The sequence below is a fragment of the Robiginitomaculum antarcticum DSM 21748 genome, from assembly GCF_000365025.1.
Taxonomy (GTDB): domain Bacteria; phylum Pseudomonadota; class Alphaproteobacteria; order Caulobacterales; family Maricaulaceae; genus Robiginitomaculum; species Robiginitomaculum antarcticum.
The window spans coordinates 963,957-990,869 of record NZ_KB823011.1; the positions used below are offsets into that span (position 1 = coordinate 963,957).

The following is a 26,913-nucleotide window of genomic DNA, read 5'->3' on the forward strand; positions in this document are numbered from 1 at the left end:
TATATATTTATTCATCCCCACCTCTCCTTTTGCCCCTATCTTCAAACTGTTCTTATCTCACAGGGCAGGCAAGCGGACGTTGGCTGGTCGGAGGGTAAGACGGTGTTGGGTGTAGGTTCCGATGGTAACGCAAAGGAGGCCGGCCCGCTAAGCGTGAGCTGTCTAGCGCCTCGACTGGCTAATTCGGCCGCTTAGCAAAGACATTGCTGTGCTGATGTTCAAACAGAGTTTGGGCGTCATGTCGGATATGCGGCGCGATCCGTATTTCCGGCAGGGACTTTAAGAAGCGAAATTACATTTACGCGTACCCAAACAGGTAGCCCCTGTTTTTTAAAGTCCCGCACAGACGCCCTACTTTAAACCGAAACAAATGAAGAGATAAATTATTGAAATAGACATACCACACTCACCACCCCGTCATCCAGAGCGCAGCGAAGGATCCAAGCCTAGGAGTATCAACTTAGTATATAAATCGAAATCCAGATATGGAGTCTTCGGGGCATTTTAATTTTCTAATCGTCAAGCGATTTGAAATGCTCCTCTGAATGACGGGCTGTTATTTTAGCTTACGCCATTCATATTCGCCCCGGATTAGCTACACAAATGCCCGCGAACCAATTTACCCGCTTTACCCATGTCCATACGTCCGGCGTAGTTCTGTTTGAGCTCGCCCATGATTTTGCCCATATCTTTAAGGCAGGTCGCGCCGTTTTTCTCAATGGCAGCAGACACAGCGGACTTCATTTGCGCATCAGTCAACGGCTTAGGCATAAAATGACGGATGATTTCGATCTCAGAGCGTTCCTGCTCAGCCAGCTCCGGACGGTTGTTTTCGTCATAGATTTTAGCGCTTTCTTCGCGCTGTTTGACCATCTTTGACAACAAAGACATGATCTCCGTTTCGTCAATGCCGCCGCAGCGGTCATCCGCGCGCGCGGCAATATCGCGGTCTTTAATCGCTGCCGTGATAAGGCGCAATGTCGCCAAACGGGTCGCGTCCTTACTCTTCATCGCGTCCTTTGTGGAGGATGAAATCTCGTCACGAAGTGCCATGTCGGCTCCTGTATAATTACCCCGAATTTACGGTTCCCACAAAACCGTCTTCGCTATCGCAGCCCACCCGACGCAGCCAAGTCTTGACCTCTTAGCGACCCGTGATAGGTACAACTCCGCACGCGCAAAAGCGAGTCACTTCTTAGGCAAGGGCGGTCATGTATGTCTCTATTTAATAAAAATCAAGCACAGCCGACAGAAGACGGCGTTCACAATCCCTATGAGGATTTGACCAAAGCACCGACCGGGGTACTGGTCTTGGCGGACGGAACGGTGTTTTACGGGCGCGGCGCAGGCTATCAAGGCGAGGCCACCGGCGAGGTCTGCTTCAATACGGCCATGACAGGATATCAGGAAATTCTAACCGATCCCTCCTATTCAGATCAAATTGTCTGCTTCACATTTCCCCATATCGGCAATGTCGGCACGAATGACGCCGATGATGAGAGCTTTTCCGTGCCCGCCCGCCGCGCTGCCGTCGGCGCCATCTTCAAAGCGCCGATCACTGTCCCGTCCAATTACCGCAATGAAATGGCGCTGCCCGAATGGATGGCCGCGCGTAAGATCATCGGTTTGTCGGGCATTGATACACGCGCGCTGACAGCTCATATTCGCGATCATGGTATGCCCAATGGCGTGATTGCGCATCATGTCGACGGGCAATTTGATCTGGGCGCGCTTAAGTCTAAAGCCGCGGACTGGCAAGGTCTGGTCGGCGCGGAGCTGGCCGAAGGCCGATCTACGCCCGCGCAGCACACTTCACATGTGCAAGGCTGGAGCTGGGATGAGGGTCACAGCGACAATACCGGCAAGGGTAAACATGTCGTCGTCATTGATTATGGCGTGAAGGGCAATATTGTCCGCCGCCTAGGCAGCGTGGGTCTGCGCTGCACGATTGTTCCGGCGCGCACATTAGCCGCCGATATTTTGGCGCTTAATCCGGACGGCGTTGTTCTATCCAACGGTCCAGGCGATCCGGTGGCCACGGGGGAATATGCCCTGCCGGTCATTCGTGATCTGGTCGCATCCGACACACCTCTTTTAGGCATATGTCTTGGCCATCAATTACTGGCTCTGGCGATGGGCGCAAAGACGGTCAAAATGGCGCAGGGTCACCACGGCGCCAACCATCCGGTCAAGGATTTCACCACCGGCAAGGTCGAGATTGTGTCGATGAACCACGGGTTTGCGGTCGATAAAGACAGCCTGCCCGACACGGTCGAGGAGACTCATGTCAGCCTCTTTGACGGCACCAATTGCGGTATTAAGGTCAAAGGCAAACCGGTATTTAGCGTCCAGCATCACCCCGAAGCCAGCCCCGGCCCGCAGGACAGTTTTTATCTGTTCCAGCGCTTTGCGGACACGCTTTAAGATATTTCATCCACGCCTTGCGCATATAGTTTATGCTATAAGCCTAGCCTTCAAGTCTGTCTTGATATTGTAAATATAAGACCTAAAGCGCGGCAATATTTGCGCGCAGCCATGCATCTAAACTTTGGAAATTAAAATCACTTTGCTCAAATAAACCGAGCATAAATTTCCACACATCATCATCGGGACAATTTATGTACGACCCATTGAGCTGTAAAAAGATATCCGTCACGATCAGAGACGTACGCTTATTTCCATCAACAAACGGATGATTATTCGCCAGACTTTCCCAGAGCGCCGCAGCCTCTTCGATTAAATCTTTATAGTAACCCGATTGCGGACGAAACATAGCGGATGCAAGCTGTCCCAGATCGCGAACGCCATCCGCGCCGCCAAACCTGACGAGTTGATCATCGTGAAAAGCAATAGCATCCTCTATGGACAAATACCGCAGCGTCACTTCGCCAGAATTTCAAGCGTTTTAGGAAAGCGCCGCAGAGTATTTTCATACGCTGTCCGGACATCATCAGCCATACGATAAGTCGTTTGATCTTTCAGATAAGCCTCAACCGCGTCTTCGAGCACGGCTTGGAGCTGACGCCCCTCTTTTTTGGCAAATGCGCGAATGTCTTCGAGCAATTGCTCGTCCATTTGTGTAGCAAATTTCTTACGCACCTTTGTGCCACGCAGGTGATTATCATAAGACGTTGGCTTTTCACGAAATTCAGGCATATCAGCTCCATCAAGATATTTCTTGATAAACCATTATGAGCTTTTGTCAAGTTCCATCATGATAAATCATGATGCTCCAGTTACTGACAATAGCGCGCATAAACTTCCAGCGCTTCGGGCATCCATTCTTCGAACTGGCGAATGCGGGTTTCTGACGCCGGATGAGTTGAGGCAAATTCGGGCGGCGCGCCTGCGCTATTGGCCCCCATACGCGCCCAGAGCTGCGGCGCTTCGCGCGGATCGTAACAGGCGCGCGCCATGAGAATAAGCCCGATATAGTCAGCCTCTGATTCATGATTGCGCGAAAATGGCAGAGCGAAGCCATATTGCGCGCCCGCGCCGAACAGGCCGATCACAGTGCGCTGCGCGCCGGCGTCCATACCGCCTGCGCCCATCATTACGCCTGCGCCGACAATTTGCTGCATGTTTTGCTGCGCCATACGCTCCGCGCCGTGATGGGCAAGCGCGTGGCCGATTTCATGGCCCATAATGACGGCCAGACCGTCTTCATTTTCAGCAATTGGGATAAGGCCTGTATAGACTGCCGTATAGCCGCCGGGCAGAGCGAAAGCATTGGCCTGCTCAGATTTTATTACGTTGAACGTCCAGTCATATCCGGTCTGCTCTCCGGTTTCTTCGACCATATACTGCTCTGCAACGCGGGCCAGACGTACGCCCATAGCATTGACCGTGTTCACTGTTGAGCCGGATTGGACAACATTTCCACGATTGTCAGCCAGAATCTGACGGTAAGATTGCAGCCCAAGCGCCATTTCCTGTTGCGGCTCTAATGTTCGCACTTGTGTACGACCTGTCAGAGGCACAGTCTCTTGGTTCATGAAATAATAAACCGCCGCGCCAATGATCGCCAGCACAGCAAATTGCCATTTGAATCCACCACTGCGTCTACCCATAATATCCTCCGTTAGTTTTAGACATTACGCGACAGAGCGCAAAAGGTCACAGAAAAAATCAATCCGCACTGAAATAGGGCGCTATATAATGTCCGTACAGTAAGTGCATCATAGAAATTACCATGATTTACCATCAAATACGTAAGTCTGTATTGAAAGTGTAGCCCCAAAACTATAGAAGAACGAAATTTTGCCCGCATCGCAGTGATTCTGCGCATATGATAGGATGACCATGCCCAAACGCACCGATATTGAGAGCATTCTAATCATCGGCGCGGGGCCTATCATTATCGGACAGGCTTGCGAATTTGATTACTCCGGTGTTCAGGCCTGCAAGGCGCTCAAGGAAGAGGGTTACCGGGTCATTCTGGTTAACTCTAATCCGGCAACAATTATGACGGATCCCGACATGGCGGACGCGACCTATGTCGAGCCGATTACGCCCGAAATTGTCGAAAAGATCATCGCTAAGGAGCGCCCGGACGCCTTGCTCCCGACGATGGGCGGGCAGACTGCGCTCAACACCGCGCTGGCGCTGGAAGATATGGGCGTGCTTGAAAAATACGGCGTCGAAATGATCGGCGCAAAAGCTGACGTCATCGACAAGGCCGAGAACCGCGAGCGGTTCGCCCAAGCCATGACTAAGATCGGTTTAGAAAATCCGCGCGCCACAATCATCACGGCGCCCAAAGACGACAACGGCAAGGCCGATATCACAGCCGGCGTCGCCGAGGCCGTTCGGAAACTCGACTATACGGGCCTGCCTGCCATTATCCGGCCCGCTTTTACAATGGGCGGTACAGGCGGCGGCGTGGCCTATAATATCGAAGAATATGAAGAAATTATCCGCAGCGGTCTGTCCGCCTCTCCGACCAACCAAGTTCTCGTCGATGAGAGCCTGCTCGGCTGGAAGGAATATGAAATGGAAGTCGTCCGCGACAAGGACGATAATTGTATCATCATCTGCGCGATTGAAAATATCGACCCGATGGGCGTTCACACCGGCGATTCTATCACAGTCGCCCCTGCCCTGACCCTGACGGATAAAGAATATCAGATTATGCGCGACGCCTCGATTGCCGTGCTGCGCGAAATCGGCGTCGAGACGGGCGGGTCAAATGTCCAGTTCGGCGTCAATCCCGCTGACGGGCGCATGGTTGTCATTGAAATGAATCCGCGCGTATCGCGATCCTCCGCATTAGCCTCCAAAGCGACGGGGTTCCCGATTGCTCGCATTGCGGCCAAATTGGCCGTCGGCTATACTCTGGACGAACTGGACAACGATATTACCGGTGCAACTCCGGCAAGCTTTGAGCCGTCAATTGATTATGTCGTGACAAAGATACCGCGTTTCGCTTTTGAGAAATTCCCCGGCGCAGAACCTATTCTGACCACGTCCATGAAATCGGTCGGCGAGGCTATGGCGATTGGCCGGACGTTCAAGGAAAGCTTCCAAAAAGCCCTTCGTTCGCTGGAAACAGGTCTAACCGGATTAAATGAGCTCGATATCAGGGGTGAAGACGGCGTCACGGCGGATAAAGCGCTTCGCGCACGCCTCGCCATTCAAGCCCCGGATCGCCTGCAGGTCGTCGCGCAGGCCTTTCGCCAAGGGCTGAGCTTGGAAAAAATCAACCAAATCACGTCTATTGATCCATGGTTTTTAGGTCAAATTGAAGAAATCGTCGCCAGCGAAGACTGGCTCCGCCAAGAAGGCCTGCCCAAAGACGCAGATGTGCTGCGCGCTGTTAAAGCCGACGGATTTTCCGATGCCCGTCTTGCAGAGCTGACCGGAAACAAAGAGTCTAAAGTGCGCAAAGCGCGCCACAAGGCCGGAGTCCGGCCCGTTTATAAGCGCGTTGATACCTGTGCAGCGGAATTTAAGGCCAAGACGCCTTATATGTATTCCACCTATGAAACGCCCGGTTTTGGCGGTGAGGTCGATGATGAGAGCCGCCCGAGCGGCCGCGACAAAGTCATCATTTTAGGCGGCGGTCCAAACCGCATCGGCCAAGGCATTGAATTTGATTATTGCTGCTGCCACGCCGCCTATGCGCTCGCGGACATCAATATCGAATCCATTATGGTCAATTGTAACCCTGAGACTGTATCGACCGATTACGATACCTCTGACCGCCTCTATTTTGAGCCGCTAACGACCGAAGATGTTCTAGAGCTGATTGAAACAGAGCAGCAAAACGGCAAATTACTTGGCGTCATCGTGCAATTTGGCGGACAAACCCCGCTCAAACTCGCCGAAGATTTAGAAGATGCGGGCATACCTCTGCTCGGCACCAAGCTGGATGCGCTGGACCGCGCTGAAGACCGCGAACGGTTTAAAGAGCTGGTTCAAAAGCTTGGCTTACACCAGCCCAAAAACGATATTGTTCGCGACGCCAAAGCCGCTGAAGAGGCCGCCGAGCGTGTCGGCTATCCCGTAGTACTTCGTCCGTCCAATGTACTGGGCGGACGCGGCATGGAAATCGTCGAAGATACGGGTCATTTGCGCCGCTATATTAGCGAGGCCGTCAAAGTCTCCGGCAAATCCCCCTTGTTGATCGACCAATATTTACGTGACGCCATTGAAGTTGATGTTGACGCCATTTGTGACGGGCAGCATGTCTATGTGGCCGGTATATTAGAGCATATCGAAGAAGCCGGCGTGCATAGTGGTGACAGCGCCTGCTCATTGCCGCCCAACACCTTACCGGACGCTGTCATTGACGAAATGGAGCGCCAAGCGGGACTGCTCGCGCTGGAGCTTGGCGTTGTCGGGCTGATGAACATACAATTCGCGGTCAAAGACGGCACTGTTTACTTGATCGAAGTCAATCCGAGGGCCTCCCGCACTGTGCCTTTCGTGGCCAAAGCTGTCGGCACCCCTGTGGCGGCAATCGCGGCCAAAGTCATGGCGGGCATGAAATTGTCTGAATTTGATCTAGACCGCCGTAAGTTTTCCGAGCGCACGTTTAAGACCATCGCGGTCAAAGAAGCCGTCTTCCCCTTTGCGCGTTTTCCGGGCGTCGACACAGTATTGGGGCCGGAGATGCGCTCAACAGGGGAAGTCATGGGCATGGCAACCTCATTTGGCATGGCCTTTGCCAAAAGCCAGCTGGGCGGCGGCGTCACCCTGCCAAGCAAAGGCTGCGTCTTTATCAGTGTGCGCGAAGGCCATAAATCACTCATGGCCGATCTGTCACGCGAGCTGATCCGTCTTGGGTTCACCATCATGGCCACAGGCGGCACGACCAAATATCTCCGCCGCCACGGCATCAAAGTGGACTATGTGAAAAAAGTTCACGAAGGCCGACCGCATATTGTCGACGCGATGAAAAACGGACAGGTGCAGCTGGTCTTCAACACCACTGAAGGCAAGCAAGCGCTGGACGATAGTTATTCACTGCGCCGCACAGCCCTGACACAGAAAATCCCATATTTCACGACCGCCACCGCGGCCAAAGCCGCCGTCGCCGCAATCAGGGATCTGTCGGAAAAGGATTATGAAGTGCTGAGTTTGCAGAATTTGTTTGGGGATTAGCCAAATTTCCTTTAGCCTAAGAAATATGAGATCGTCTTATTGTGCAGTTTCAATGCTCTGCGTAGCACTTTTGCTAGTCGCCTGCGCATCGACCGGCGCAACCTTCACGCGGAATATAGAATTCGATATACATCCGGCGGGTACAAAAGTCGCATTAACATATGAAGGCGAAAATACGCCATTTGCGACTTGCTTAACACCTTGCACTTTAACGCATGATGTCACAAAAAATATGACATATGAAATGACGTTGGACGGCAAGCTCGACAAAACAGGGCCCCTAAAGAAAATCTTTGAGGTCGGGGGCCAAGCGGTGTCTTACGTAAAGCCCGGCACAAATACGATTCCCGGTACTGTTATTAATGGCCATATGGAGTCGGCCGGGGAGAAAGACGAACGGCTAGCTAACTTACCTGAAATGCAAAGACGTCAAGAACAAGTACTTGATATGGTCTATAATGGCGGTGTTGACGCTATGATTGCAGACCGCACATCAGGTAAATCTGGCTGCAGGGCTGGAAGCTCACTCGACTCTAGCGTTGATCCGAAACCAACAATTCGCATACCGCCTGTTTTTCCGTTTCAAGCAACGAGAAGCGGGCATTGCAAAATGCGTTTTAATGTCGACCCCGATGGAGATCCTGTCGACATACAAGTCGTGTCTTGCTCAGATGATGTCTTTGAAGAAAACTCAAAAATTTCGCTTCTTTATTGGAAATACGCCCCTGCACTAATGGACGGGTCTCCGGTTTATGCCTGCGGCATTGAAACTAAGATATCTTATCAGTTATCAGATGAACGCGGTAAGATTGTTCCGGAATAGCGAAAAGAATTTGTACTCGGATTTAGTCACGAGAGCCTGACTGTATTTATAATTTATAAAATTATTTTAATTTAAGCTCCCTGTCTATGACGTTGATTTAATTAAGTGTGATAATTTTACAACGGCAGAATCCTCTCTACATATTCCTACGAAACCGTAACTGGAATGCTGCGTTATTGGCATTATGTAAATACGCATAAGCGATCAATAAAAGGAGTTTCGCATGACTAAAACATTTAAATTTGCTTCCGCCGCTGCAATCGCAGCTCTGGCTTTCGCCCCCTTAGCCTCCGCACAGGATGCCGGGTGGAGCATAGATGGCGGTCTGGGCTATCTGGACTATGACGGTGCCGATATTGTGACGGCGCAAGGCCATCTTGGCTATGACTTTAACGACTATTTTGGCGTTGAGGGCGAGCTTGCAACAGGCTTAACCGAAGAAGATGCAGGCGGTATAGAGACCAGCTTGAATTATAACGCAGCTGCATTTGCGACTGTATCGACGCTGCGTACCAATGGCTGGGAACTGTTTGGCCGTCTCGGCTATGGTAAAGCCGAAGTTGAAGGCTCAGCGGGCGGCGCATCTGCCAAAGTCGACGTTGACGGCCCCGCCTATGGCGTCGGCGCGAAGTATTTCTTCAATGCCAATCAAGGCCTTCGTGTTGATCTGACACAATATGACTATGAAGGTGAGGCTTTTGGTGCAGATTTCGATGCCGAAGCCACCTCTGCACAAGTCGGATATCTGTATAAATTCTAGACATAAGCTATAAATATAGAAGCCCCGCCTTGTGCGGGGCTTTTTTTGTCCACTGCTCGCTTGCAAATCACGGTTAGGCTTCCTAGATTTAATGCCTTGGCGCTGCGGCGCTCACCAAATTTCAAGGCCGAAGAGGCAGGATCAAATATGCAAAAATACCCCATGACCGTAGCAGGCCACGCCTCGCTGGAAACCGAGCTTAAACAGCTTAAAACCGTAGAGCGCCCGGAGATTATTCAGGCTATCGCGGTGGCCCGCGAGCATGGTGATTTAAAGGAAAATGCCGAATATCATGCGGCTAAAGAAAAGCAGGGTTTTGTTGAAGGCCGGATCAAGGAAATTGAGAGCAAGCTCGCCTTGTCGCAGATCATTGATGTGGATAAAATGAATGGCGATACCGTCAAATTCGGCGCGACTGTAACTGTGGTCAACGAAGATACTGATGAAGAGTCGACCTATCAAATCGTCGGTGAGGATGAAGCCAATGTGAAGCTGGGCAAAATTTCGAACACGTCTCCGATTTCACGCGGCATGATGGGCAAAGAGGTCGGTGACGTTTTTGAAATTATGGCGCCGGGCGGCGCGCGCGGCTTTGAAATCACCGGGATCAAATACGGTTAGAGCTTTCCAATATGACTGATAGCTTCCCGCATGCCCTTGTCATCTCCGACGGGCGGCGGGGCATCGAAAATCAAGCCCTCGGCTTAGCTGAGGCCGCAGCCCATATTCGATCTCTCACGATTTCAACCCATCATATCCAAAATGACAAGACTTTTGCCGCACTGCCTCCTGCTTTACAATTTGCTCTGCGCCGCTCTCCGCATGACTATGGCCTAACAGGCCTAAAGCCCGACATCGCGATTGGATGCGGGCGGCAAGCCATTGCGCCTCTTCGCGCACTGAAACGTGCCCATGGCGCGGATGTCTTCACCGTCTATGTCCAAGACCCGCAGACGTCATTATCGCACTTCGATCTTGTTATTGCGCCGCAGCATGATGGCGTGAACGGTGACAACATATTTGCTATTGTCGGTAGTCCGAACCGCATCACAGCGCCTCGCCTGACCCACGAGACAGAGATATTTGCCCCGAGACTGGCGCAATACCCTGCCCCTTATGCCGCCATTCTCATCGGCGGAGCGTCTAAACGCTGGAGCGTCAAACAGGAGGATATGGCTGCGTGGCATGACGCCATGCGCGATCTGCATGTCAAAGGATATTCCCTGCTTGTTACGCCGTCGCGGCGTACGCCGGACTTTGCCCGTAAAATGCTGGCCCAATTTGCATATGAGCACGGGCGAGTCTGGCTGCATGACGATGCAGAGGATAATCCCTATTTTGCATTTTTGAATGCGGCGGACATTATTTTGGTCACCGAAGACAGTACCAATATGATGACCGAGGCCTGCGTGACAGGCAAACCGGTTTACCGCCTGCCTGTCTCCGGCGATCCCGGAAAATTCGCGATACTTTTCGACTCGCTGCAGACTCGGTGCGGCGTGACTCGGTATGAGCCCGCGAGCTCACCTCAATCTTATGAGGCGCTGTCAGAGACACGGCGCGCGGCTGACTATTTATGGAAGCGTTTTGACCAAGTCAGAGCTAGCCGCCCGCATTAAAGCAGCCCTGACCGTCAGGATCGGTTTTTTTATCTGTCCATAGAATCGCATTTGCAATCAGTTTGCGCACATAGGGCATATCATAGGCCGTATCTTGGTGGCCAAGAGCGGAATAAACAGCCCGGCCAGCCCGGACGCATCGCGCCCATGCGACGGGATGGGCGATCGGGCCTTTACCGTCTTTATCCATAATGAGGTTAGAATTGCCATATGACCTGTTCACGGGACTATATGTGCTCTCGTCAACGCCGAGAAGGACAATTTGGCCGAAATTCTGCGCGGGCGCGTCAAATGAATACCATTCTTCATTATGCACCCATTCTGACGGAAGGCCGTCCATAACGGGATGTTGGGGGTTCAAATTTTCAAGCCGCGCATCTTGGAATTGGGGATCTGCGGGATGGTTGGTGAATGTACTGCCCAGCAAAGTCTGAGAATACCATGGCCAGTCCGTGTGGCTGCTATCCCCGGCGCCGTGCAGCCCAACCCAAGCTCCGCCCGCCTCCAGCCAGTTTTTAAAGGCCGCCTCCTCATCCGGTGTCAGAGCATCCCCTGTGACATTATTGAAGACAACAACGTTAAAACGCGACAGGCTTTGGGCGTTAAATACGGCGCTGTTTTCCGTCGTGAATACGCCGTAACCCAGCTCCCGCCCGGTCTCGATCATATAGAGGTCAGCGCCCGCAATACCTTCTTCGTGACGCCACTGCTGTGTCTCGGAGAAAACGAGTATAGACGGCTCAGCCATATATTCGCTGATTTTAGGCGGTGGCGTGTCAAAGGCGACAATATCGCGATCAATGACCGTTACGGCGCAGGCGCCAAGAGACAGAGCGAGTACGGAGCAAATCAGAAATGTTTTCATTCCCATTCTGTGCCCCAAATATTGCAGCATGCCAAGACGCTCAATTCATTCATTTGGCCTGTATTTTTTAGGGGATAACCTACCCGCATGCTTGCAGAGAGGGCGAGGCCCCCTTACCTATGCAAAAACGCAATTGCTAAATGAGACTGTTTCTATGCCCGCGACCCACCACCACAAAGTTATTGTTATCGGCTCCGGCCCCGCCGGATATACTGCGGCAGTATATGCCGCGCGCGCTATGCTTGAGCCGGCCATTATCGCCGGCCTGCAGCCCGGGGGGCAGCTGACCATCACAACCGATGTTGAAAACTATCCTGGTTTTCCTGAAATATTAGGCCCCGAGCTGATGGACAAGTTCAAAGAACACGCCCTAAAATTTGGCACAAAGTTCTACGAAGACGTCATTATCGACGTCGATTTCTCTGTCCGTCCTTTTAAGATGACGGGCGATAGCGGCGACACCTATACCGCTGATTCCGTCATCATCGCCACCGGGGCGCAGGCCAAATGGCTCGGCCTGCCGTCCGAGGACTATTTCCAGGGCTTTGGCGTATCGGCGTGCGCGACATGTGATGGTTTTTTCTATCGCGGCAAAGAGGTCTTTGTTATTGGCGGCGGCAATACGGCTGTTGAAGAGGCCCTCTTTCTAACTAACTTTGCATCCAAAGTGACGCTTGTGCATCGCCGCGATAGCCTGCGCGCAGAGAAAATCCTGCAAAACCGTTTGTTTGATAATCCCAAAGTTGAAATCTTATGGGATACAACACTGGAAGAAATTCTGGGCGACACGGATCCCAAAGGCGTCACAGGCGTACGCCTTAAAAACGCCCATACCGGCGAAGAATTTACCCGCGATACACATGGGGTTTTCATTGCCATCGGCCATAAGCCATCGACCGAAGTCTTTAAAGGCCACGTCAAAATGAATGATGGCGGATACATCACCACGGCTCCCGACAGTACCCGGACCAATATTCCCGGCGTCTTTGCCGCGGGAGATGTATCCGATGAGGAATGGCGGCAAGCCGTAACAGCGGCCGGACTTGGGTGCATGGGCGCGCTGGAAGCGGAACGCTATCTGGCGGAAAAAGAGGCGGGGCATAAAGCCGCCGCCGAATAAATTAAAGGCCGATTATGCCGCTAACGCTAGATTGGGACAAGCTGAAAACCTTTCACGCTGCGGCGGAGGCAGGATCGCTCACCGGCGCGGCAGAGCGGCTGGAGATTTCTCAGTCCGCCGTTAGCCGCCAGATAAGCGCGCTGGAACACAGCCTAGCAACGCCTGTTTTTCACCGTCATGCACGAGGCCTAACGCTTACGGAGCAAGGCCGTATTCTTTATGCGGCAGCCGACGAAATGGCCCACCGCGCGGCGCTCGCTGTGGCCACTGTCAAAGATAGCCGCGATAAACCTCAAGGCACATTGCGCGTTTCGACTCCCATTTCACTTGGTGCAAACTGGCTGACGTCGGTCTTACCGGAATTTTTAAAAGCTTATCCTTTGATCAATGTCGAGCTGTACCTTGAAGATGAAGAACATGACCTCGCGGCATTTGATGTCGATTGCGCGCTGCGGCCGTGGCCAAGCACGCAGGGCGATGTCATAGAGCGCCGTCTCGGTACGATTTCGCAGAGCCTGTATGCGTCCCAGACCTATCTTGCGCAGCGCGGCGCACCCCGAACTGTCGAAGATCTTGATAATCATGATCTGGTCGCCTTTGGTAAATTAATGCCTTCGCGGCTAAACAGTGCAAACTGGATTTTGAGTTTGGGACGCGAAGAGGGAGAGACTGCGCGCCAACCTATTCTCGCCGTGAACAATCTTCACGGCATTATGCGTGCGGCCGAGGCCGGAATGGGGATAGTGGGTATTCCCGATTATATGACGGCTATGAGCCGCAGACTCGTCCGCGTTTTGCCGCAAATTTCCGGTACACCCTTTGATGTCTTCTTTGTCTACCCCGCCGAGCTTCGCGGATCCGTCAGAGCAAAAGTGTTTCGCGATTTTCTGGTGCGGGTCAGTAAAGGCTGGCGGCAATCCCCGATATAAGCCCGAGCTATGCGTAAGTGCATAGGAGCCGTGAAGCTATAGGCCTGCACTTCTACGGCGAGCGCGCTATATAGAGAGGGTCAACACAAGAGATATCCCCCTTAAGTGTTTGAGTACCGCATACATATTCCTCCCCGAATGGTATAGCGAAGACTAGGCCCGGCTTCTTAGGAAGACCGGGCTTTTTTTTGGCAAATTCTTAACACTGTATGTGCCACATTGGCTTACCTATGCTCCCGGGGGTCGCGTGAAAAACTCGAAATACAAACAAGAACTTGCCGCTGAGTATCTTGATATACTTGATAATTATCTCACGTTCGGAGTCAGCATTATTGACCCTGATATGAATTATGAATTTATCAGCCGAAAAACTTATGATAATCTCGGGATAACCCCTGAACAGCTTAAAGCCGGAGATCCGCTGTCTCGGTGTCATGAGCTTATGGTCGCAAACGGTCTGCTGACGCCTGACATGATCGCCCAACAGAGATTATCGGACGAACACCAAAAGCAACGCGCTCAAACAGGACGTGATATGGCATCCAATATCGTTCGACTGGGCAATGGTACAGCGCATCGGTTTACCCGAAAGGCCCTGCCGGATGGCCGCACCGTCTCCATCAGTGATGATGTGACTGAACTCGTCACTGTCAACGAAATGCTCCATCAAGCCCTTGCACTCGGAAATGCCGGCTATTGGGTTTATGATATCGCCAATAAGACATATGAGCTCAGTGATACATTGCAGTATTATTTTTCAAAAGAAGATCAAGAACTGATCCACAGCAAGGGTATTATCGCAATCGTTCACCCGGATGACCGTCCGGCAATGCGCGAGGCGCTCAAAAATATATCCAAAACAGATGACAGATTTTCAGTCACTTGTCGGTCAAACACTTACAAAGGCAATCAGCGTTGGAGTGACACAACGGGACAAATCATCCGAAATGCTGAAGGTAAACCCGTCAAAATTAGAGCTTTTGTGCAGGACATTACCCGCGACCGGCGTCAGTCAGTTGAACTTGAGCGCGCCAAAGATGAAGCTATTGCCGCCTCTAAAGCTAAGTCAGAATTTTTAGCCAATATGAGCCATGAAATCCGTACGCCTATGAACGGTGTCCTTGGTATGGCGGAGCTGCTTGCACAGACGGAAATCAATGACCGGCAGCGTGAATATATCAATGTCATAACCAATTCCAGTCAAGCGCTTCTGACAATTATAAACGATATTTTGGATTTTTCGAAAATTGAAGCCGGGGCATTTCAACTTGACCCCACAGCTTTCAACCTGCGCGAAGCGATAGATGATGTCATGTCACTGGTCTCCAGCCGCGCTGTTGAAAAAAATCTTGAATTAATTGTTAATTATTCACCTTCGCTGCCCCGAAACTTTCTCGGTGATCCGGGACGGATACGTCAGGTTATGATCAATCTTCTAGGCAACGCCATTAAGTTTACCCAAGAAGGCCATGTTTTATTAAATGTCTCAGTTTTTCAAGGAAAAGACGGCATTGCCAATATCCGTATTGAAGTAAAAGATACCGGTATTGGCATTGAACGCGACAAGATTGAAACTGTCTTTCAAAAATTCACGCAGGCCGACAATAGCACCACACGTCTATATGGCGGCACAGGACTTGGTCTGTCCATCTCGCGCCGTATAGTAGAATTGATGAACGGTAAAATGTGGGTCGAATCCACATTTGGGCAAGGCTCAACATTTTATTTTGATATGCATTTGCCGATTGATACGCAGGCCCGCACCGGACCGCGTAATGCTGATCCTGTAATGGGCAAACGGGCGCTTATAATTGATGACATTGAAGTAAATAGAAAAATTTTGCTGGAGCGCTGCGCGAGTTGGAAAATGCAAAGCTGCGCCGTTAAAGACGGAATTGATGCTGTAACCGAGCTTGAACGCGCGATAGATGCCGGACACCCCTATGACATCATTATTTCGGACTATTTAATGCCCGGAATGAATGGTCAGGAAATGGCGACCGTGATTGCCGCGAACAATAAAATCGCAGGAACACCAATTATTATGCTCTCATCTTGTGACCAGCCGGTAAGCAGTCAGGAATTATCAACAATTGGCATTACCCAATATCTTGTAAAACCTGTGCGGGAACAGCGTTTGCTTGACGCACTTTGCCAAAATATTCTTGAAGTTAGTCAGAATGTTTCCGAGCAAAAACCTGAGCCGGAACCCTCTTCACTGCCTACCGCTAAAGAGCCCTCTGCGCCGTCAGAAGCTAAAACGATGGCGACAAATATTCAGCAGCGGGACGACATACAAAGTACATTAAAAGAAATTGAAGCTGTGCTCGACGCTGTTAAAACACACAGCACTACCTCTGTTGATGAGGCCTCAGACTCGCAGCTCATTGTGCCTCAGCCTGTCTCTCTTGAGATGAGTTCAAATCCGATTAAAGCGTCCCCGCGCGTTTCGGGTCGCAAAATTTCGATATTGGTCGCCGAAGACTTCCCGCTCAATCAGGACGTGGTACGCTTGATGTTGCAGGACACAAAATATGCTCCCACATTTGCGAATAATGGCCAAGACGCTGTCAGGGAGTTCAAAGACGACCCTGATAAATACCGTGCGATTTTAATGGATATCTCCATGCCTGTTATGGACGGATACGAAGCCGCAGAAACAATCCATGCCTATCAAAAATTAATCGGCCAAGAGCCTATTCCGATTGTCGCGCTGACTGGACATGCTTTGAAACATGACCGCGAAAAGTGTCTGGATTCATCTATGTGCGACTACCTCACCAAACCGGTAAAGCAAGAAAAGCTCATCGCAACTCTCGATCATTGGATCATGGGCACGCCGATGCAACAGAAACGTGCATAGTTTTCACATTGCGGTTTCATAGAAAGCCTTGTGACGCGCCACCGCATATTTTAACCCTTAAAGGATAGAGTTAGGGAGCGACCAACACGTCCGTTTTAAAGAGATATATAGTACCATTCATATTGTGTATATGGGGGTTCTGGGTAGGTAATCGCTGGAAGCCGGACGCCGCAATGTACCGCAAAGTCTGGTTAGTAACCTAATGCAATAGCGTGGCACGATACCGTTTACACAACATTCTGGACAAATGAAATCGTTTTTACGGATGACGTCTTAAGCGCTGCGATATGCGGATTTTACGGCAGTTACGACATTATTGTCACTGCGCCGGATGGACGCAAAACCCAGATTAAATCGCGCATCGAAAATGACGCGGATAATATCGTCACTATTATTTTAGACTAAGTCTGCACAAAATTTGCCAAGACGCGTCAGGGCTTTATCCAGTTCTTCGCGCGAGGAGGCGTAAGACAGGCGGAAATGGCCCGGCGCGTGAAAGGCGCTTCCCGGCACGAGCGCCACCAAGGCCTCATCTAATACGGCATTACAAAAATCCAAATCGTCAGATATGAGCGCGCCGCCCGCGCTGGTCATCCCAAATGTCTGACTACAATCGGCGAAAATATAAAATGCGCCGCCCGGCACCATGCAAGACAGTCGATCTGTATGATTAATGGCCGATGCAACCACGTCACGGCGCGCGCGAAAGTTCTCCCGCCGGTCCACAAGATACTCCTGCACTCCGGACAGCGCCGCAACAGAGGCCCACTGGCTAATAGAGCAGGCATTTGAAGTCGTTTGAGAAATCACCTTGCCCATCGCGGCAATAAGCGGCCTGGGCCCCGCGGCCACGCCAATGCGCCACCCTGTCATAGCATAGGCTTTCGATACGCCGTTCACGATCAAAGTGCGGTCGGCCAAATCCGGCGCGGCGTTGAGCAATGTTGCAAAACCGCCTGGCTCGTAAATGATATGTTCGTAGATATCGTCCGTCATGACCATGACGTGAGTTTTCGCGCGCAAAACCTCCGCCAGCGCGCCATATTCTGCATTGTTAATTACAGCTCCGGTCGGATTATTAGGTGAATTCAAACACAGCCATTTCGTGTTTGGCGTAATGGCAGATGAGAGCTGCTCCTGGGTAATCTTGAAGTCCGACGCTGCAGTGGTGGGGACAATAACGGGTTTAGCTCCGCATAACTTTACCATTTCCGGGTATGAGACCCAGCAGGGCGCAGGAATAATTACTTCATCATCCGGATTTAAGGTCGCCATAAAGGCATTGAAAATTGAAGCCTTACCGCCCGGCGAAATATGTATTTGGTCCGTTGTAAAAGCCAAATCATTATCACGGGCAAATTTGCTGACCGCCGCCTGTTTAAGCTCCGTAATTCCGTCGACAACCGTATAGCCCGTCTTGCCCGCCGCGATGGCGTCGCGCGCCGCCGCGCAAATATGCTCCGGCGTTGCAAAATCCGGCTCACCGGCGGACAGGTTAATCACATCCAGACCACATGCGGCCTTGTCCTTGGCGCGGCGTGACATGGCGATGGTGGCCGACGGCGCAACGCGCGACAGATTTTCAGACGGTTTGAATGTGAAACTCATATAAATCCTTCACCAACGATAATTCAGACTCTAGCGCGCCGCGCCGCGCGGTGATAGGGCGCGTCATGACTTTACGCGAATTTCTAGTTCTACTTTTGGTGTGCTTCATTTGGGGCATGCATTTCGTTGTCATGAAGGTGACGATTTCCAATACATCTCCGCCGCTGTTTTATGCCGCCACACGCATGACCATCGTCGCGATCCTTCTGCTACCGTTTTTGCGCATCCATAGAGGCCAGATGAAATATGTCATCGGCGCAGGGCTGGGCTTTGGCGCGCTGAATTACGCCTTTATGTTTCCGGCCCTTCAATTTGTGACCGCGTCCGCCGCCGCTGTAATGATTGAGCTTTATGTGCCGTTTTCGATTATTTTGTCCGTGATGTTTTTAGGTGAAACCGTCGGCGCAAAACGCATATCAGGAATTGTCGTCGCCTTTGTCGGAGCGGTAATTATCGCCACGGCTAAGCCGGATGAAGCCGCAGGGCCTTATTTCCTTTTTGGCATCGGGCTGATGGTCTGCGGCGCATTTTCCGAAGCGATGGGCGCGTTTTTTGTTAAAAAGGTCAAAGGCGTAAAACCCATGGAGCTGCTGGCTTGGTGCGCTGTTATGGGCGTCGTCGTACTCTGGCCGCTGACCCTCGCCATAGAATCGAACCAAATCGATGCGATATCGCCGGATAACCGCCTCAATTTCGGTATGGCGCTTCTCTATTCATCGCTGCTTGTTTCCCTTGTCGCGCATGGCAGTTATTACTGGCTACTCCAGCGTTTACCGCTTTCTATTGTCGCCGGGACGGGGCTGATGACAACCCTGATTGCCGTGGCGGCTTCGACGATTATTTTACGCGAAACGATGAGCGTGCCCTTTATTATCGGCGGAGTGATGATCCTGTTCGGCGTCACCTTGATACTGCTTCGCACCAAGCGAAAGGGCGTAGCGGCAATTACGCCCGAAACAATCACATAGTGGCCACAATCACGCCCTTATTGCACCAAATTATCACGTCATTAACCCTGAAACATTCAGGAGTCCCTCATGCGTACATCACCCGCCCGCCGCAAACCCGCTTATGAAAAATGGGCGATCGGTTTCGCCTGTTCAATCGGGCTGCTTTTAATGGCCATTGGTACCACGGCGTCACCGGTGAATAGCGCAATGACAGATAACGCAGCGCATGGAACCGTTCTACCTGCCGCAATTTCGCCGCCGCCATAGGATTACCCGACTGACCAAATCGTAATGCGGTGCGCCCTTATCGCCGCGCCTGCGCCGCGCTATAGCCTTGGATTGCGCGGCGACTCTTTATAGTCTTTGCGTATCTGCGCGCCCCGCGCTCTACCAAGGTCAGTCTATTGCGCATACCGGCGAAAATCGCAGATACATTCTCGCCCTATTTGGATGCCTATGCCGTCGTTGATTTTGTTGATGACCTTGAAAAACGGACCTTCATTGCGGTATTAGCGACGATTGCGCTTAACTCTGCATTCTTTGCTGCCTTAACAATGTCATCGCATTATATTGTCATCCCGCCACTCATACCCGACATTATTCCGATCCGGATCGTTGCCTCTGTAGGCGAGACCGAAGAGCCGCCCGAACCCGTACAGGAAGCATTGCCGACGCCCGCTATACCCACGCCGTCTCCGACGCCCGCTCCGCGTCCAAGACCGCAGCCCGCCGCGCCGCAACCCGCAACTATAGAGCCAACACCTGCGCCGGAGATCGAGATAGAGCCGATCATTCAGCCCGTTATGCCTACGCCGGAAATTATATCCAGACCTGAGCCCGAACCGGATGAAACCGCCCTTCCCAAACCCCCTGAAATTATAGAGACGATAGAGCCCGAAATCACAATGGAGCCGCCTGAGCCCGAAATCGTTTTAGACGACGCGCCAGCGCTGATCACGCCTCCTGACATTACCGCAGTGGATATCGCTGAGCCTATATTGGCACCGGAGCCAATCATAGAGCCGCCACTTGATCAATTAGAACCGGACATTGCGACGGAGATCATCGAGCCTCCCGTCACGCCGGGGCCGATTTTTGAGAACGCACCGCTAGTACCGCCTGAGGACATTATCGAGACGCCTGAAAGTCCTGAACTGCCAGTCCTTGAAGCTACGCCGGGGATTATAGAGCCGCTTTCCGGTATAGTAGTGCCGACAGAGCCCGACGCGGCTGTCACACCGCAAACACCTGTCGAGGCACAGGACAATCCGGTGACTCCTGACGCGCCTGCAAAGGACGCACCGATTATAACAAATGCCCCAATGGTTTTGGCTGATGACGATGCTGCGCAAAGCGAGCGGGAACGCGACCGCGCCGTGCCGCAATCCCAAGCCGATACCGGCCCAAGCGGCGGTTACCGGACGCCCACAATTGGCGGCGGCGGGATATCGCCTCTTGATCCTAATGCCGGCGGCGGCGGACGGTCGACCGGACCCGTGGCGGGAACGGGGCGCGCGGCCCCGGGGGCTGGAGGCTGGTCACTGGGCGAAGGTGCGCAGGGTGATTATGACGGTGAAGGCGGCATGCGCGGCGTACTATATGATACGCGGTGCCGCGATAAAACACGTATGCACGAAGATTGCCCTGAATATGTTGCCAAACCGAAGGGCCGCGATGTTGATGGCTATGAGACGCCGCGTATTAACCGTGGCTCAGTCGGGCGCGGCACACGCGGTCTCGGCTCAATTGGCCGGGACACCAGCACATCCGGAGGAAATTTCCCCGCGACGTCTAACGGTATGCCCAGCACGACGGTGCTCGATGACACCGATTTCGGCGTTCTTTATGGCCGTACGCCGCAAGTGGATATCGAAAATGCTCAGCCGCGTCTTCGCGATTTATTTGACGAAGATCAGGATTTTGTAAACGACACGCAGCCCCTACCCGATCTAGGTGAGGCTCCGCCGATAGTCGACGAAAACGAAGACCCGTGGGCCTTGGATAAGCTTCCGGAGTAAAAGGAACGAAGCTTCTCCCCGCTTGCAACTCATGGACACGCGGCGCATTATATTTTCAACAGGAAGATACAATGATACATATTTTTGCCCAAACGGATAATGGCGGCTCCGGCGTCATGGAATTTTTAACCAGCACGGCTGTGCAGGGATTGAATATTCTCGGCAATTTGTTTTTGTTCGTCATAGGCGTGACGCTTGCGTTATTTGTCATTTTCTTTCTGATAGATATTTTACAAACCAAAGATGCCATACGCCGGAATTTTCCGGTTATTGGCCGGTTTCGCAGCCTGTTCAGTAATTTAGGTGAATTTTTCCGTCAGTATTTCTTTGCGCTGGATCGAGAGGAAATGCCGTTTAATCGCGCCGAACGGGACTGGATTAATGATGTGTCAAAAGACGGCAGCAACACGGAGCCTTTCGGATCAACGCGCCGTCTGACCCCTGGCGCGGCAATATTTGCAAATGGTATGTTTCCCAAATTGGAAGAAGAATACGGCCCCGATGATCCGCTCATCATCGGTCCGGATTGCAAACGGCCTTATGCGCCATATAGCTTTTTTAATGTCAGCGCGATGAGTTACGGCTCACTATCCCAGCCTGCTGTGCGCGCGCTCTCATTAGGCGCAAACCTCGCAGGATGCTGGCTCAATACAGGTGAAGGCGGGTTGTCACCCTACCACTTGGAGGGCAATTGCGATATCGTCTTTCAACTCGGAACAGCTAAATTCGGCGCGCGCAATCATGACGGCTCGCTCAATGTAGAAAAGCTGGTCAAGCTCACCAGCGAAAACCCGAATGTACGTATGTTGGAACTCAAACTCTCCCAAGGCGCAAAACCCGGTAAAGGCGGCATATTGCCGGCTGAGAAGGTGACTGCGGAGATTGCTGAAATCCGCGGTATTCCTGAAGGCGAGGCCGCGATCAGCCCGAATCGTCATGTCGATGCCGGAACGCCCGAAGAGCTACTTAATCTGGTCCATACTATGCGCGAAGCCACAGGCTTACCGGTAGGGATAAAATTTGTCGTCGGGAACATCTCCCATGTCGAGCAGTTGCTCATCGCGATAAAGGCCCGCGGCATGAAAAGCGCGCCGGATTTCTTTACCATTGACGGTGGCGATGGCGGCACGGGCGCTGCGCCTATGCCGCTTATGGATAATGTCGGTCTAACCATCCGCGAAGGCCTGCCCGCCGTCGATGATCTGTTGAGAACCTACAAACTTCATGAGCGCATCCGCATCATTGCCTCCGGCAAGCTGATAACACCTGCCGAAGTCGCATGGGCCTTTGCGGCAGGCGCGGATTTCGTTAATTCAGCACGCGGTTTCATGTTCGCCTTAGGCTGCATTCAAGCCATGAAGTGTAATGAAAATACCTGCCCTACCGGCGTGACCACGCATAATAAACGCCTGCAACGCGGCTTAAATCCCGAAAACAAAGCCGTCCGCGTTATGAATTATTGCAAAAATATCCGCAAAGAAGTCGAAATGATTGCCCATAGCTGCGGTGTTGATCACCCGCGGGATTTGCGCCGCAAACATGTATTAATTGTTCAGGATAGCGGGCGGTCTTTGCCTTTCTCGCAGGTTTGGGGCGAACGCCCGCGCCTAACAGGCCAATCAAAAGAAGACGCTTAAGACTTGCGCGCCTGCACGATTTTGGCCGCGATATAAGTCTCACCGAGGAGTTTGAGAGCAGCAAGACGGTGCGCGCCTTCCTGCAGAACATAGCGGCCCTTACCTTCCCTTACATAAATCGGGTTTTGCAGTCCGTTTTCTAAGATATCTTCGGCGAGTGGTTCAACATCATCCTCGCGAATGCTCTTCTTTGCGGCGGGAATATAGACGTCTTGTATTTTTATGTCGACAATACGCATTGGCGATCCTTATCAGTTTCGCTAAAGATAGCGTGACAACCCTCCAGCGCAAAGTGATTTATGACCTCGTGCCCCTCCAGCCCCGACCCTGTTTTCATTCCCATTGCCGGAGACGGAAAATTCCCCGTGCGGCGGATATATTGTGTCGGGCGCAATTATGCCGATCATGTGACAGAAATGGGCGGCGACCCTAAAAGCTCTGCGCCGCTCTTCTTCACCAAAAGCCGAGAGACTGTGGTTAAAAATGGCCGCGAAATCCCCTTTCCGACAATGACGAACAATCTGCATTATGAAGGCGAGCTGGTCGCCGCAATCGGCGCTGATGGCGGCGTCTTCGGTTACGCTTGCGGCCTTGATATGACGCGGCGCGATCTGCAAGCCGCCGCCAAGGCCAAAGGTAAGGCGTGGGATATGGCCAAGAACTTTGACCATAGCGCCCCGATTGGCGCGCTGACGCGGGTGAGCGATTTTAGCCTGAGGGACGCGAAACTACAAACCATGTTAAATGGCGAAACGGTTCAGGAGGCCCCCCTCGCCGATATGATCTGGAGTGTGGCCGAGATAATCCAAACCCTGTCCGACTATGTCACGCTGTATCCCGGCGATATTATTATGACCGGAACACCCGCCGGCGTGGGCCGCGTCAAGTCCGGTGATACGGTCAAGATCGCCATCACCGGACTTGAAACATTAACTATCCGCTACGCCTGATCCGTGCCGTGCAGCGCGAAAACTTCGCTTAGCAAATCCGTGGCCGCCGCCCAGCTGCGGCGGTCAGCATCGGCGTTATAATCCAGGCCGAGTTTCTTATCATTTGCGCCCGGCACAGTGAAGGCGTGAGAGGTTTGGCCGTAGGCGTGAAGCTGCCAGTCCATACCCAAACCGTTTAGCTCTTCGCCTAATTTGACGATGGATTCATGATCGCTCATCGGATCATCCCATCCGTGCAGGACAAGAACCTTAGCGGTGCTCTTTTTGCGTTTATAGTCAGGATCATCAATGACGCCGTGAAAACTGATCGCGGCTTTTAGATCCGCGCCACGCCGCGCCATATCCAGCGTGCACATGCCGCCAAAGCAAAAGCCCATCATCGCCATATGACCGCCGTCAATCTCGTCTAGCGCCTGCGCGGCGGCCATGCCGGCCTTAACGCGCGTTAAGAGCTTGTCGCGATCATCAGCTATGGCGCCCATAGCCGCCATTTTCTCGTCTGTCGTTTCAGGCTGCGCGGCATCACCGTAGACATCGATGGCAAATCCAACATAGCCGAGGCCCGCCATTTGCACGGCTTTCTGATCCGCAAAGCTGTCGCGCCCGCCCCAAGCCGGACTAATCAGAACGCCGGGACGCGGGCTGACCACGCTATTGTCCCAAGCCAGATAGCCGACGCAGCGCTGCTTACCGTCAAAATACTCTACTTCACGCGTCATAATATCCATAAATTGTCTCCGGTTCTGCGGGGCGGCATAAAACGCCGCCCTCTTAAGATAATGTTATCCCTAACATAGCATGATTGCGGCGTTACAAAACAAGGGAGGACGACATGTCCCAGCGCCTATATTTTACCGGCTTAACCTGCGCTGCATTAGCCGTGCTTGCTCTGGGCAGCTGTGCAACGGCACAGGAAAACCCACAATATAAATTTAGTTCGAGAGTGGACGGCACTCAAACGTCCAACGTACAACTTGCCAATACTGCGCCGAGCGCAACCGCGCCTTCTACGCAGCGCCAGATTGGCACAGCGCCCGCCCATACATCCGCGCAAAATACGGGCACGATGCCCACGCCATCGCAACAGGGTCAGTGGGCCCCGCAGAGCTACGATAATAGGCTTGCAGGCGGCTATAATAGCGGCGCGGCGGCAACGGCCATGGTCGAGACAGGCGGGCAAAATGGCGGACAGAATGGCGCGTTATTGGAAGTCATTGTGCCGCAATCGGCGGCCGTGCAAGCGCCGCAAACTATAGGAATGACATCGCAACCGACCAAAATATATATGGCGAATTCGCAGGCTGCACAGCCTGGCTATGTCACAACGCAGATGGGCGTGCCGGTCACCGGTCTGATGAGCTATATCGTGCAGGAAGACGATACGGTCTATAACCTGTCCAAGCGCACATGTTCGACGCCGGATCAGATTAAAACCATGAACAACCTGGACGCCGCCTATACCATTCGCGCAGGGTCAGCGATTACGCTGCCCGCCCCGCGCTGCTAGAGCCTACCTCTTTATTCGCCAGGGATAACTCCGGCGAATATTTGCGGTAAAGCCGCGCTTTGGCTTTGGGGTCGATATTAACTTTGGTGATATCGCCGCCCGCCCAATCCATGACTTTTTTATCCATAATTCTATACCACAGCGGCGGAATGGCCGCGAGGCTGTAACAGCCTAGATAGCCATTGGGCAGGCTGGGCAGATCATCAAAATTGCGCAGCACTTGGTAAGGACGCAGCGGATTGGCATGGTGATCACTGTGCCGCTGCAGATGAAACAGCTGCATATTCGAGAACAGATGATTGGTGTTCCAGCTATGGCGCGGCTGCGTACGCTCATATTTCCCATTGGCCTTTTTAGCCCTCAGCAATCCATAATGCTCAATATAATTGGCTTGTGTCAGCGTATACCATCCGATAATGTGATGCGGCACAATGAAGGCCAGAATGAGCGGGCCAAAGACGGCCACACAGATCGCGATAATCACAAAGCTCAGCGCGTAGCTCTGCAGGACATCATTTTTATAATGCCAGAACCCGTGTCCTAATTTAGCCAAACGCTCACGCTCGTGATGCCATCCACGGGCAAATGTCCCGCCGATTTCACGAAAAGCAAAACGGTAAATGCTCTCGCCCATGCGCGCGCTGGCAGGGTCTTCGGGCGTGCTGACCATGACGTGATGGCCGCGATTATGCTCAATACAGAAATGACCATAGCCGACTAGGGCATTGCCGATTTTGGCCATAAATTGATCGAGCTTATTGGTTTTGTGACCCAGTTCATGGGTAAGGGTCAGGATGCCGCCGCTGCCAATACCAGATGATATCACCAATGCCAGATAGGCCCACCACGGCAAAGCAAAGCTGCCCACGATAAATATCGTGAACGCGAACATAGCAAAGGCAATGACGAAATGCGGGTAAATTGAAAAGCGGTAAAAATCATCTTTGATCATGGCAGGCATAACGGCTTCGGGCGGGTTATGCGTATCTTCACCGACCAGCAAGTCAATCGTAGGAACGATTCCAAAAATCCAAATGACCGGCATAACCAGCCACAAAGCCGCACCGGTTATTAAAAATGCGGCGTAAAAGGATGCGACAATAATGGAATGCGTATAGGCTAAAAGATACCAATAGCGTTTATGATCATTATAGCTGACCGTTTGGCCTTGCTCATCTGTTCCGGTGAAAACTGTCATGCTGCGGCCCTTCCACATTCACATTTGCCTGCGCAGTTGCATTCGCGTCCGCCAAAGGGAACACACAGCTCCCGCATAGGCGATACGGCCGCCAGAATATCTTCGAGCTTGGTCACAATATCCGGGCCCGCCATATCATAAAGCCTGCGGCGGCCATCTTTGCGGCTCATCAGAATTTCCGCGCGCTCCAGCTGCGCCAGATGACGCGATATTACGCTGCGGTCCTGCGTCATTGTCTTGGCGATTGTGCCGACATCCGCTGCGCCGATTGTCACGAGGCGGCGGATAATCTCCGCGCGCACCGGATCGCACAAGGCTTTGAAAAATTTAGTATCCAAAACCGCGCTGACGGTTTTGGCGATGTCCCTGCGGGCGCGCGAGCCCGGTGCATTATCATTAATCATAGATGTATATGTGCACATATATGCACATGAGTCAAATATACTAAAATAAGCGCCCGC

Annotated in this window: 25 protein-coding genes; 15 read left to right on the forward strand and 10 right to left on the reverse strand. The window is 52.3% G+C overall.

From position 1 onward, the window contains the following. Positions 1-591: 591 nt before the first annotated feature. Positions 592-1,053: a GatB/YqeY domain-containing protein gene (locus tag H142_RS0104605; RefSeq protein WP_017930927.1), complete on the reverse strand. Its 462-nt coding sequence runs from the start codon at positions 1,051-1,053 to the stop codon at positions 592-594. Positions 1,054-1,215: 162 nt separating this feature from the next. On the opposite strand from H142_RS0104605, the gene carA reads away from it, so the two are divergent. Beyond that, a complete protein-coding gene (carA, locus tag H142_RS0104610; RefSeq protein WP_017930928.1) occupies positions 1,216-2,424 on the forward strand; it encodes a glutamine-hydrolyzing carbamoyl-phosphate synthase small subunit in 1,209 nt (402 codons plus the stop codon). A gap of 82 nt (positions 2,425-2,506) precedes the next feature. On the opposite strand, the gene H142_RS0104615 is transcribed toward carA, so the two are convergent. The 3 genes from H142_RS0104615 to H142_RS0104625 form a co-directional block, all read right to left on the reverse strand. Next, the gene (locus H142_RS0104615) at positions 2,507-2,884 is read right to left on the reverse strand and encodes a type II toxin-antitoxin system death-on-curing family toxin (RefSeq protein ID WP_017930929.1); all 378 of its coding nucleotides are present in this window, start codon (positions 2,882-2,884) and stop codon (positions 2,507-2,509) included. After that, positions 2,881-3,156 (reverse strand): hypothetical protein, encoded by a 276-nt coding sequence (locus H142_RS0104620; protein WP_017930930.1) that lies wholly within the window; start codon positions 3,154-3,156, stop codon positions 2,881-2,883. The genes H142_RS0104615 and H142_RS0104620 overlap by 4 nt, the downstream gene beginning before the upstream one ends. A gap of 80 nt (positions 3,157-3,236) precedes the next feature. Then, positions 3,237-4,070 (reverse strand): M48 family metallopeptidase, encoded by an 834-nt coding sequence (locus tag H142_RS0104625; RefSeq protein ID WP_017930931.1) that lies wholly within the window; start codon positions 4,068-4,070, stop codon positions 3,237-3,239. A gap of 232 nt (positions 4,071-4,302) precedes the next feature. Here H142_RS0104625 and carB point away from each other — a divergent pair, with 232 nt between their 5' ends. The 5 genes from carB to H142_RS0104650 all read left to right on the forward strand — a co-directional run bounded on the left by carB (position 4,303) and on the right by H142_RS0104650 (position 10,807). Then, positions 4,303-7,605 (forward strand): carbamoyl-phosphate synthase large subunit, encoded by a 3,303-nt coding sequence (gene carB, locus H142_RS0104630; RefSeq protein ID WP_026147801.1) that lies wholly within the window; start codon positions 4,303-4,305, stop codon positions 7,603-7,605. 25 nt (positions 7,606-7,630) lie between these two features. Further along, positions 7,631-8,428 carry an energy transducer TonB gene (locus H142_RS16140; RefSeq protein WP_083898933.1) on the forward strand — a complete coding sequence of 266 codons (798 nt, stop codon included), beginning with the start codon at positions 7,631-7,633 and terminating at the stop codon, positions 8,426-8,428. A 223-nt stretch (positions 8,429-8,651) separates the two neighbouring features. Further along, complete coding sequence (locus tag H142_RS0104640) at positions 8,652-9,188, forward strand: outer membrane beta-barrel protein (protein ID WP_017930934.1); 537 nt, start codon at positions 8,652-8,654, stop codon at positions 9,186-9,188. Between the two features lie 147 nt (positions 9,189-9,335). Then, entirely contained in the window at positions 9,336-9,809 is a 474-nt protein-coding gene (gene greA / locus H142_RS0104645) for a transcription elongation factor GreA (protein ID WP_026147802.1), read from the forward strand. A gap of 11 nt (positions 9,810-9,820) precedes the next feature. Beyond that, a complete protein-coding gene (locus H142_RS0104650; RefSeq protein ID WP_017930937.1) occupies positions 9,821-10,807 on the forward strand; it encodes a mitochondrial fission ELM1 family protein in 987 nt (328 codons plus the stop codon). Here the strand turns inward: H142_RS0104650 and H142_RS14335 are convergent. Beyond that, a complete protein-coding gene (locus tag H142_RS14335) occupies positions 10,791-11,678 on the reverse strand; it encodes a ThuA domain-containing protein (RefSeq protein WP_017930938.1) in 888 nt (295 codons plus the stop codon). The two genes, H142_RS0104650 and H142_RS14335, sit on opposite strands and share 17 nt — an antisense overlap. A 148-nt stretch (positions 11,679-11,826) precedes the next feature. Here H142_RS14335 and trxB point away from each other — a divergent pair, with 148 nt between their 5' ends. The 3 genes from trxB (at position 11,827) to H142_RS16145 (ending at position 16,584) form a co-directional block, all read left to right on the forward strand. After that, complete coding sequence (trxB, locus tag H142_RS0104660) at positions 11,827-12,792, forward strand: thioredoxin-disulfide reductase (protein ID WP_017930939.1); 966 nt, start codon at positions 11,827-11,829, stop codon at positions 12,790-12,792. A 14-nt stretch (positions 12,793-12,806) separates the two neighbouring features. Then, positions 12,807-13,721 carry a LysR family transcriptional regulator gene (locus tag H142_RS0104665; protein WP_017930940.1) on the forward strand — a complete coding sequence of 305 codons (915 nt, stop codon included), beginning with the start codon at positions 12,807-12,809 and terminating at the stop codon, positions 13,719-13,721. 247 nt (positions 13,722-13,968) lie between these two features. Further along, positions 13,969-16,584, forward strand: coding sequence for a response regulator (locus tag H142_RS16145; protein WP_017930941.1), 2,616 nt, complete (start codon positions 13,969-13,971; stop codon positions 16,582-16,584). A 396-nt stretch (positions 16,585-16,980) separates the two neighbouring features. On the opposite strand, the gene H142_RS0104675 is transcribed toward H142_RS16145, so the two are convergent. Beyond that, positions 16,981-18,192, reverse strand: a complete 1,212-nt coding sequence (locus tag H142_RS0104675; RefSeq protein WP_017930942.1) for a pyridoxal phosphate-dependent aminotransferase — start codon at positions 18,190-18,192, stop codon at positions 16,981-16,983. Positions 18,193-18,257: 65 nt separating this feature from the next. Here H142_RS0104675 and H142_RS0104680 point away from each other — a divergent pair, with 65 nt between their 5' ends. From H142_RS0104680 to H142_RS0104695, 4 genes are all read left to right on the forward strand, one after another. After that, on the forward strand, positions 18,258-19,160 hold the full coding sequence (locus H142_RS0104680; RefSeq protein WP_017930943.1) for a DMT family transporter: 903 nt from the start codon (positions 18,258-18,260) through the stop codon (positions 19,158-19,160). A gap of 69 nt (positions 19,161-19,229) precedes the next feature. Continuing rightward, on the forward strand, positions 19,230-19,409 hold the full coding sequence (locus tag H142_RS0104685) for a hypothetical protein (RefSeq protein WP_017930944.1): 180 nt from the start codon (positions 19,230-19,232) through the stop codon (positions 19,407-19,409). A 137-nt stretch (positions 19,410-19,546) separates the two neighbouring features. After that, positions 19,547-21,160 (forward strand): hypothetical protein, encoded by a 1,614-nt coding sequence (locus H142_RS17130; protein ID WP_017930945.1) that lies wholly within the window; start codon positions 19,547-19,549, stop codon positions 21,158-21,160. 71 nt (positions 21,161-21,231) lie between these two features. Beyond that, a complete protein-coding gene (locus H142_RS0104695) occupies positions 21,232-22,797 on the forward strand; it encodes an FMN-binding glutamate synthase family protein (RefSeq protein ID WP_017930946.1) in 1,566 nt (521 codons plus the stop codon). On the opposite strand, the gene H142_RS0104700 is transcribed toward H142_RS0104695, so the two are convergent. Then, the gene (locus tag H142_RS0104700) at positions 22,794-23,036 is read right to left on the reverse strand and encodes a ParB N-terminal domain-containing protein (RefSeq protein ID WP_017930947.1); all 243 of its coding nucleotides are present in this window, start codon (positions 23,034-23,036) and stop codon (positions 22,794-22,796) included. The two genes, H142_RS0104695 and H142_RS0104700, sit on opposite strands and share 4 nt — an antisense overlap. A 60-nt stretch (positions 23,037-23,096) precedes the next feature. On the opposite strand from H142_RS0104700, the gene H142_RS0104705 reads away from it, so the two are divergent. Next, positions 23,097-23,747: a fumarylacetoacetate hydrolase family protein gene (locus tag H142_RS0104705; protein WP_017930948.1), complete on the forward strand. Its 651-nt coding sequence runs from the start codon at positions 23,097-23,099 to the stop codon at positions 23,745-23,747. On the opposite strand, the gene H142_RS0104710 is transcribed toward H142_RS0104705, so the two are convergent. Then, on the reverse strand, positions 23,738-24,475 hold the full coding sequence (locus tag H142_RS0104710) for a dienelactone hydrolase family protein (RefSeq protein ID WP_017930949.1): 738 nt from the start codon (positions 24,473-24,475) through the stop codon (positions 23,738-23,740). The two genes, H142_RS0104705 and H142_RS0104710, sit on opposite strands and share 10 nt — an antisense overlap. A 104-nt stretch (positions 24,476-24,579) precedes the next feature. On the opposite strand from H142_RS0104710, the gene H142_RS0104715 reads away from it, so the two are divergent. After that, positions 24,580-25,254 (forward strand): LysM peptidoglycan-binding domain-containing protein, encoded by a 675-nt coding sequence (locus H142_RS0104715; protein ID WP_017930950.1) that lies wholly within the window; start codon positions 24,580-24,582, stop codon positions 25,252-25,254. Here H142_RS0104715 and H142_RS0104720 read toward each other — a convergent pair. Together H142_RS0104720 and H142_RS14350 are read right to left on the reverse strand one after the other, a co-directional pair. Further along, positions 25,229-26,452 (reverse strand): alkane 1-monooxygenase, encoded by a 1,224-nt coding sequence (locus H142_RS0104720; protein ID WP_017930951.1) that lies wholly within the window; start codon positions 26,450-26,452, stop codon positions 25,229-25,231. The two genes, H142_RS0104715 and H142_RS0104720, sit on opposite strands and share 26 nt — an antisense overlap. Next, complete coding sequence (locus H142_RS14350) at positions 26,449-26,856, reverse strand: ArsR/SmtB family transcription factor (protein WP_083898962.1); 408 nt, start codon at positions 26,854-26,856, stop codon at positions 26,449-26,451. The genes H142_RS0104720 and H142_RS14350 overlap by 4 nt, the downstream gene beginning before the upstream one ends. Positions 26,857-26,913 lie beyond the last annotated feature (57 nt).